General features: G+C 73.8%; 9 protein-coding genes. 6 read left to right on the plus strand and 3 right to left on the minus strand.

What is annotated here, in order from left to right; genetic code table 11:
* The first annotated feature begins 136 nt into the window (after positions 1–136).
* Positions 137–955 (plus strand): LLM class flavin-dependent oxidoreductase, encoded by an 819-nt coding sequence (locus ACWEVN_RS44430; RefSeq protein WP_452055299.1) that lies wholly within the window; start codon positions 137–139, stop codon positions 953–955.
* Here the strand turns inward: ACWEVN_RS44430 and ACWEVN_RS44435 are convergent.
* Positions 897–1850, minus strand: a complete 954-nt coding sequence (locus ACWEVN_RS44435) for a threonine/serine dehydratase (RefSeq protein ID WP_452055300.1) — start codon at positions 1848–1850, stop codon at positions 897–899. The genes ACWEVN_RS44430 and ACWEVN_RS44435 overlap by 59 nt on opposite strands.
* A gap of 84 nt (positions 1851–1934) precedes the next feature.
* On the opposite strand from ACWEVN_RS44435, the gene ACWEVN_RS44440 reads away from it, so the two are divergent.
* Positions 1935–2810, plus strand: coding sequence for a LysR substrate-binding domain-containing protein (locus ACWEVN_RS44440; RefSeq protein WP_452055301.1), 876 nt, complete (start codon positions 1935–1937; stop codon positions 2808–2810).
* Here the strand turns inward: ACWEVN_RS44440 and ACWEVN_RS44445 are convergent.
* Positions 2800–3723 (minus strand): LysR substrate-binding domain-containing protein, encoded by a 924-nt coding sequence (locus ACWEVN_RS44445; RefSeq protein WP_452055302.1) that lies wholly within the window; start codon positions 3721–3723, stop codon positions 2800–2802. The genes ACWEVN_RS44440 and ACWEVN_RS44445 overlap by 11 nt on opposite strands.
* A 73-nt stretch (positions 3724–3796) precedes the next feature.
* On the opposite strand from ACWEVN_RS44445, the gene ACWEVN_RS44450 reads away from it, so the two are divergent.
* From ACWEVN_RS44450 to ACWEVN_RS44460, 3 genes are read left to right on the plus strand one after another with little or no spacing between them, the layout of a single operon-like run.
* Positions 3797–4699: a DMT family transporter gene (locus tag ACWEVN_RS44450; RefSeq protein ID WP_449684201.1), complete on the plus strand. Its 903-nt coding sequence runs from the start codon at positions 3797–3799 to the stop codon at positions 4697–4699.
* Between the two features lie 10 nt (positions 4700–4709).
* Positions 4710–5600 carry an NAD(P)H-binding protein gene (locus tag ACWEVN_RS44455; protein WP_449684200.1) on the plus strand — a complete coding sequence of 297 codons (891 nt, stop codon included), beginning with the start codon at positions 4710–4712 and terminating at the stop codon, positions 5598–5600.
* A complete protein-coding gene (locus ACWEVN_RS44460) occupies positions 5597–6181 on the plus strand; it encodes a CPBP family glutamic-type intramembrane protease (protein WP_449684199.1) in 585 nt (194 codons plus the stop codon). The genes ACWEVN_RS44455 and ACWEVN_RS44460 overlap by 4 nt, the downstream gene beginning before the upstream one ends.
* On the opposite strand, the gene ACWEVN_RS44465 is transcribed toward ACWEVN_RS44460, so the two are convergent.
* The gene (locus ACWEVN_RS44465; protein WP_449684198.1) at positions 6150–6428 is read right to left on the minus strand and encodes a hypothetical protein; all 279 of its coding nucleotides are present in this window, start codon (positions 6426–6428) and stop codon (positions 6150–6152) included. The genes ACWEVN_RS44460 and ACWEVN_RS44465 overlap by 32 nt on opposite strands.
* A 112-nt stretch (positions 6429–6540) precedes the next feature.
* On the opposite strand from ACWEVN_RS44465, the gene ACWEVN_RS44470 reads away from it, so the two are divergent.
* Complete coding sequence (locus ACWEVN_RS44470) at positions 6541–7401, plus strand: helix-turn-helix domain-containing protein (protein ID WP_449684197.1); 861 nt, start codon at positions 6541–6543, stop codon at positions 7399–7401.
* Positions 7402–7618: the final 217 nt, after the last annotated feature.

Genomic DNA, 7618 nt, shown 5'->3' on the forward strand with positions numbered 1-7618 from the left:
CCGCCGGCCCGCTGGTCACCTTGTACACGTGGTTGTTTTACACGCGGGGCTGCCGGGGGTGGTGCGCCGGGCGGTGTTGGCACGGCCGGGGGCACCGGTGGTTTGATCGGAGGACCAACGACGTGGGGGTGTTCCGATGCCGCAGAAGGCGTTCCGGTTCGGCGTGGTCGCGGGCGCGACCGAGGGCGGCGCGAAGTGGCTGGCCACCGCTCGCCGGGCCGAAGAACTCGGCTACTCGACCGTGCTGTGCCCGGACAACCTGAACATGCCGACACCGACCGCCGCCCTCGCCGCGGCCGCCGCGGCGACCACCGAGCTGCGCGTCGGCTCGTTCGTCCTGGCCAGCCCGCTGCGCACGCCGCGCGCGGCGGCCTGGGAAGCGCACAGCCTGACCGTCGTCACCGACGGCCGGTTCGAGCTCGGGCTCGGCACCGGGCGGCCGGAAATGCGTCAGCAGGCCGGGGAACTCGGGCTCCCGTACGGTTCGGGACAGGACCGGCTCGACGCGGTTTCCGAGACGGTCGACCACGTCCGCCGGCTCGACGGCGGCGGGCACACGCCGGTGATGATCGCCGCCGGCGGGCCGAAGGTGCGCCGCCTCGCCGGGCTGAAGGCCGACATCGTCACGATGGCCGGCGGCGTGCTGACCACCCGCGAGGAGATGACCGGGCACGTCGAGGAAGTCCGTTCCGCCGCCGGTGATCGCGACATCGAGTTCGCGATGAACATCTGGGTCGTCGGCACCGAGGTGCCGCCGTGGATCCGCGGTTTCATCGGCGTCGACGCCGAGACGCTCATCGAGCACGACTCCCTCGGCCTGCTCCGCGGCGACGTCGACGAGATGGTGGCCGAGCTCGAACGCCGCCGCGAGGAACAGGGCGTGTCCTACTTCAGCGTCAACGGCGCGTTCCTCGAAGAGTTCGCCCCGGTGGTGGCGCGGCTGTCGGGGAAGTGAGCGTGGCGGGGTCGGTGTTGGCGCCGCAGAGCAGGACGGCCACGCGCTCGCCCGGCGCCGGCCGGTAGGCGCCGGAGAGCAGGGCGGCGAACGCGGTCGCCCCACCGGGTTCGACGGCGAGGCGGTAGCGGTCCCACAACGCCGCCCGCGCTTCGGCGATCGCGGTGTCGTCCACCAGCACCGAGCCCGCGTCCGTGCGGGTGGCGACGGCGAAGGCGATGTCACCGAGCCGGGTCGCGCCCAGAGAATCGGCGGCGATGCCGGCGACGTCGACCGCGACCGGCTCACCCGCGGCCAAGGCGGAGTGCAGCGTCGGGATCGTGCGGGGCTCGACGCCGACCACCCGCGCCCGGCCTTCGACCGCGGCGGCGACGCCGGCCAGCAGGCCACCTCCGCCGACCGCGACCAGGATCGTGTCCAGGTCGCCGGCCTGCTCCAGCAGTTCGAGGCCGAGGGTGCCCTGCCCGGCGCAGATGTCCGGCTGGTCGTAGGCGTGGCAGAAGAGCTCGCCGGAGTCGGCCGCGTGCTTCACGGCCGCGTCGTAGGCGTCGGCGTACTTCTCGCCGACCAATTCCACCGTCGCGCCGAGCTGCCGGAGCTTCGCGACCTTCACGGCGGGCGCGGTCGCCGGGACGTAGACCCGTGCCGGGAGGCCGAATTCCGAGGCGGCGTAGGCGACGGCGAGGCCGGCGTTGCCGCCCGAAGCGGCCACGACGCCGGTTTGCTCGCCCGCGGCGATGATCCGGTTGAAGGCGCCGCGGGCCTTGAACGACCCGGTGTGCTGCAACTGCTCCAGCTTGAACCACACGCCTTCGTCCGCGGCGAGCACCGGCGTCCGGCGGACCCGGCCCTCGATGCGCGCGGCCGCCCGTTCGACATCCGCAGTGCTGATCATGGCTCCAGCATGCGCGCGGCCCGCCGTAAGCACCAGCGACGTCTTCTATGCTGGATTAAGCAGGACTTATGGCTGGAGGCTTCCGTGCTCGACGCCCACCGCCTGGCCGTGCTGGCCGAGGTCGCCCACGCCGGCTCGATCGCCGCGGCCGCGCAACGGCTTTCCTTCACGCCGTCCGCCGTCTCCCAGCAGTTGGCGAAGCTGGAGCGCGACGTCGGTGCCCGCCTGCTGGACCGCCACGCCCGCGGCGTCACGCTCACGCCGGTCGGGGAGGCGCTGCTCGTCCACGCCGAGGCGATCGTCGGGGAGCTGCGGACGGCCGAGCGGACGGTCCGGGCGCTGCTCGACGAGGAGCTCACCGTCGGCACGTTCGCGAGCGCGGGCATGACCCTGGTGCCGGCCGCGCTCGCCGGCTTCCGCCGGGACCACCCCGGCGTGGCGCTGCGGCTGCGCGACCTCGAGCCGCCGGACGGGTACGGCCTGGTCAGCTCCCGCGAACTCGACCTGCTGATCACCCACCGGTACCCCGGCGCACCACTGCCCGACCCGCGCGGCCTGCAGCGGTCGCTGCTGCGTTCGGAGCGGTTCCGGCTGATCCTGCCGAAGGGGCACGCGAAGGCGCGCGCCCGCCGGCTCACCCTGAGGGCGCTGGCCGCGGAGGACTGGATTTCCGGCAGCCCGGGCGTGCCCAACCGCGCGTGCCTGGAGCAGCTCGCCGACGCCGCCGGCGTGGCGCTGCGGGTGGCGTACGAGACGCGGGACTACCAGGTGATCGTGGCGCTGGTGGAAGCCGGGCTGGGCATCGCGTTCGTGCCGGAGAGCGTGCTCGAGCGGGTCGGGCCGGCCCGTGTCGAGGTCCGCGACGCGGCGGACGCCCGGCCGGAGCGGGAGATCTTCCTGGTGCACCACCGGCGCCCGGGCCGGCTGGTGACCGAGATGGTGGCGCGGCTCAGCCGGTGACCCGGCCCGCGCTTTCGAACCGCGCCGACGCCGCCCGCAGCGCTTCCAGGCAGGCCCGCACCGCCCCGCGGTCCTCCTCGCCCGCCCGGCAGACCGCGTGGATCGTGCGGCTCAGCGCCGGCCGCGTGGTCAGGATCCGCACCCCCTCCGGCACGCGGTCGCGGGCCAGCCGCGGGACCAGCGCCGCGCCGAGGTTGCCCGCCACCAGGGCCAGCTGGGTCGGGTAGCCGCCGACCGTGCAGCTGATCCGCGGCTCCATCCGCTGCTTGCGCAGCACCCGGACGAGCCACCCGTGGCACCCCGAACCCGCGCTCCAGCCGATCCACGGTAGATCGTCCACTTCGGACAGGTCGACCGCCTTGCGGTGGGCCAGCCGGTGCCCGGCCGGCAGGGCGAGGTCGGCGACGTCGGAGAACAGCGTGCTGCTCGCCGCCGACGGCGGGATCAACGTCGGGTGGTCGGTCCAGCTCTCCAGCACCGCGACGTCGAGGTCGCCGGCCAGCACACGCGGCATCGTCTGCTCGGCCTCGCCCTCGTGCAGCGTCACCGCGAGCCGCGGGTGCTGCGCGGCGAGGGTGGCCAGCGCGGGCGGGAGCAGCGCGTGGACCGTCGTCGGGATCGCGCCGATCCGCAGCGGCCCGATGACGTCGTCGCGCAGCAGCTCCAGGTCCGCCTTCGCCTCGGCGACCTGGGCGAGGATCCGCTCCGCGTGCCCGGCCAGCACCTGGCCCGCCTTCGTCAGCCGGACACCGCGGCCGCGCGGCTCCAGCAGCGGCTGGCCGGCCTCGCGCTCCAGCTTCGCCAGCTGCTGGGACACCCCGGACGGCGTGACGTGCAGGGATTCGGCCGCCGCGGCGACCGAGCCGTGGGTCGCGACCGCGTGCAACGCCCGCATCCGCTCGAGTCCGAACACGGTAGCGATGCTACCGAATTCCAGGCAGAAACATTCGCTTGTCCTTGACAGTCGGCGCCCGCACGCTGAAGACGTGCTCACGACCGCCCCGACGCTCACCCGCCGCCTCGACCCGCGGCTGCTCGCCGCCCTCGGCAGCTTCTGCATCTCGCTGTCGTCGGTCTTCATCAAGGTTTCGCACGTCAGCGGCAGTACGAGTGCCTTCTGGCGCTGCCTGCTCGCCCTGCCGGTGCTGCTCCTGCTGGCCGGGCGCGAACGGCGCACACCCGGTCGGCGCCGGGTGCTCCTCCCGCTGCTGGCCGGGACCGGGCTCGGCCTGGACTTCGTGCTCTGGGGCGAAGCGATCCCGCGGGTCGGCGCCGGCATCGCGACCGTGCTCCTCGCCGTGCAGGTGGTGATCGTGCCGCTGCTGGCCTTCGCGTTCCTGGCCGAACGGCCGTCGAAGCGGTTCCTCACCGCGGTGCCCGTGCTGCTCGCCGGGATCGTGCTGGCCGGCGGCTTCGCCGGCACCGGCTCGTTCGGCCCGGACCCGGTCACCGGCGCGGTCGCGGCGCTGCTGGCCGGCGCCGGGTACGCCGGCTACCTCTTCCTGATCCGGCTCAGCGGCGGCACCGGCACGCAAGCGCACTCGCTGGCGCTGGCGACGGTCTCCGCCGGGGTGGTCGCCGTCGTGCTCGGCGTCCCGACCGGCACGCTCGACCTGACGCCGGGCCGGCCCGCGTTCGGCTGGCTGATCGCGCTCGCCGGCGTCGGCCAGCTGGCGGGCTGGCTGCTCATCTCCGCCGCGCTGCCCCGGATGTCCGCGACCACCGGGGCGACGCTGATGCTGCTGCAGCCGGTCGGCGCGGTCCTGCTCGGCGTCGGCCTGCTCGGGGAGACGCCCGGGTGGGCGCAGCTGATCGGGTGCGCCGGGGTCGTCGCCGCGGTCTGCTTCGCCGGCGGCGGACGATCTGCGCGCGAAGGCCGTCCCGGCTAACGTCGCGGGCATGCGGGTGCTGGTGGCAGGGGCGTCGGGGTTCGTCGGCAGCCGGTTGTGCCCGGCGCTGGAGGCGGCCGGCCACGAGGTGCTCGCGATGACCCGCCACCCGGCGAAGTACCGCGGCGCCGGGAAAGCCGTCCGCGGCGACGTCGCCGACGTCGGTTCGCTGCGGGACGCGCTCAAGGGCGTCGAAGCCGCGTACTACCTCGTGCATTCACTCGACAGTGCGGACTTCAAGCGCCGTGACGCCGATGCCGCGCGCGCGTTCGCCCGGGCCGCGGAAGGCCTGCACCGGATCGTCTACCTCGGCGGGCTCGGGGACGACGACGATGCGCTGTCGGAGCACCTGGCCAGCCGGCGCGAGGTCGAACGGCTGCTCGGGGAGTCCGGCGTGCCGGTGACCGTGCTGCGCGCCGGGATCGTGATCGGCCACGGCGGCACGTCGTGGGAACTGACCCGGCAGCTGGTCGAGCACCTGCCGGCGATGGTGACCCCGCGCTGGGTCACCACGCGGACGCAGCCGATCGCGATCGCCGACGTCGTCCGCTACCTCGTCGGGGTGCTCGACCACCCGGAGGCCGCGGGCCGGACGTTCGACATCGGCGGCCCGGAAGTGCTGGCCTACCGCGACATGCTGCAGCGGGTGGCGGCGATCGAGGGCCGGCCGCTGGTGATCCTGCCGGTCCCGCTGCTGTCCCCGCGGCTTTCGTCGTACTGGCTGTCGCTGGTGACCGACATCGACGTCACGACCGGGCGGGCACTGATCGACTCGATGACCAACGAGGTCGTGGTCCGCGACGACGCGATCCGCCGGATCGTCGACTTCGAGCCGATGGGCTACGACGAAGCGGTGCTGCAGGCCCTGGGCGAGCGCGCGAAGAGCCGGCGGCCGGCGTGAAGCCGCTCCTCGCCGCGGTGACCGCCGCCGGATCCGGCCTGCTCGGCGCGTCGCTGGCCAGCCGCCCCGGCTCCCGCCGCTTCCACGTGCTGACGGCCTCGGTCGCGGCCACCTGGCTCGCCGGGGCCCGGGCCGCCGGGCCGGTCCGCCGGGGGAGCGCGGACGTCGTCCAGCCGGTGGCCGTGGGCGCGGGCGCGTTCGGCGTGTTCTACGGGTGCGCGCTGGTGGCCCGCCGCATCCCGCTGCTGCGCCGCGCGATCGCCGGGGTCCTGGACCACGCCCGCCGTGGCCCGACGGCCTCGGTGGCGGCGACGACGTTGGTCACGGGAGCGGCGGAGGAGGTCTTCTTCCGCGGAGCCCTGTACGACGCGTCGGGGGCCCGGGTGGCCACGGCGGTGTACGTGCTTTCCACGACGGCGACCCGGAATCCGGCGCTGGTGCTGGCCTCGGCGGTGATGGGCACGTTGTTCGCGTGGCAGCGCGGCCGGTCGGGCGGGGTGCAGGCGCCGCTGCTGACGCACGTGGTCTGGTCGGCGCTGATGCTGGCCTTCATGCCGCGCCTGTTCCCGCCCGAGGAGTGACGTCGTCCCGGCCCCTGCGTCTCCGGCCGCGGAACCGGTGGCCGACGGCGCCGCAGAGCACCCCGGCCGCGGCGGAGGACAGGCCGGACACGGCCAGGCCCACGACGAGGACGCCGATCAGGATCGCCGCGATACCGCCGGCGACGCAGAGCAGCTTGCGCATGTCCTTCGAGCGGGCCCGGGAGCTCATCACCCACTTCAGGAAATCGAACAGGACTGCGGAGTTCGTGGTGCTCGAGGAGTTCATGTCTCCAGAAGACCCGATCCGCCGCGCGTTCCACAGCGATCCGAACGAAGCCGGAACGATGCGAACGGGAGCGGACGGGCCGGAACGGGACGCGTAACACGCCGGTCGGCTGGTGCGACCGGTTGATGTGGTCGTTTCCCCCTCTTCCGGCCTGTTCGGCGATCTGGTGCCGGAGCAGGCGAACAGCGTCGCCGACTTCGCCGGCTTGCTGCGGCAGGTCCGGTCGCGCTCGGGGATGACGTACGACGAACTGGCCAGGTCGTCGTCGAACCGCCCGAAGTCGCTGGCCAAATCGACCATGACCGACCTGTTCAACGGCACCCGGCTGCCTCGCGAGCACCAGCTGGTGACGATCCTGCTCGCGTGCGGGTTGCCCAGCGAAGCGCTCGGCCCGTGGCAGCGGGCCCGCGCCCGGCTGGAGACGAGCACCGGCCCGCAGGAGCTCGATCTGGTCGTGGTCCGGAACGACTTCGACGACTTCTCCCGCGACCTGGGCGACCGCCTCGCCGAAGCCCGGCAGGAGGTGTCCGATCTGCGGCGGCGGGAGCAGGACCTGGCGGCCCGCCTGGCCCGCGAGGAGACCAAGTGCCGGCAGCTGGAAGCGGACCTGGAACGGTTGCGCGCCGGCCGGGCGGTGGCCGGAGCGGTGGTCTCGCCGGGTGACGTGCAGCGCGAGCAGGATCTGCACGTCCTGCACGGTCGCGAACGTGCGCACATCGAGAACATGCGGGTCGAGCTGGCGGAGATCAACCAGGCCCGACGCCAGGCCGAAGAGCAGGTCGAGCTCGTCGCGGCCGAGTCGAAGGACAGCCGGCACCAGCTGGGCCGGGTCGTCGACTTCATGGAACTGCACTTCACCCGGGCCGAGTACGAGCGCCGTGAGCGGGAGAAGCTGGAGAGCCGGCTGGAGGAGGCGCAGCGGCGGATAGCGCAGCTGCAGCGAGTCCTGGCCATGTACCAAGAACCGCTTTGACCGCGCTTCCCGGAAGTCCGCTTTTCCACCAGGATGACTCCTTGTGCGGATCCTCCTCGCAGCTGCCGCCGCCCTCCTCCTCGCCGGGTGTCAGGCCGAGGTGCCCGGCGAAGCGTCCGCGGACGGATTCGTCGTCAAAGACGCGACGCGGCTGCGGTTCCGCCCGGTGCTGGGTGAGCTGCCGCCCGGGCCGGCGGCCGGCCCGCCGGGGCAGCGG

It is taken from the genome of Amycolatopsis sp. NPDC003861 (genome assembly GCF_053605405.1).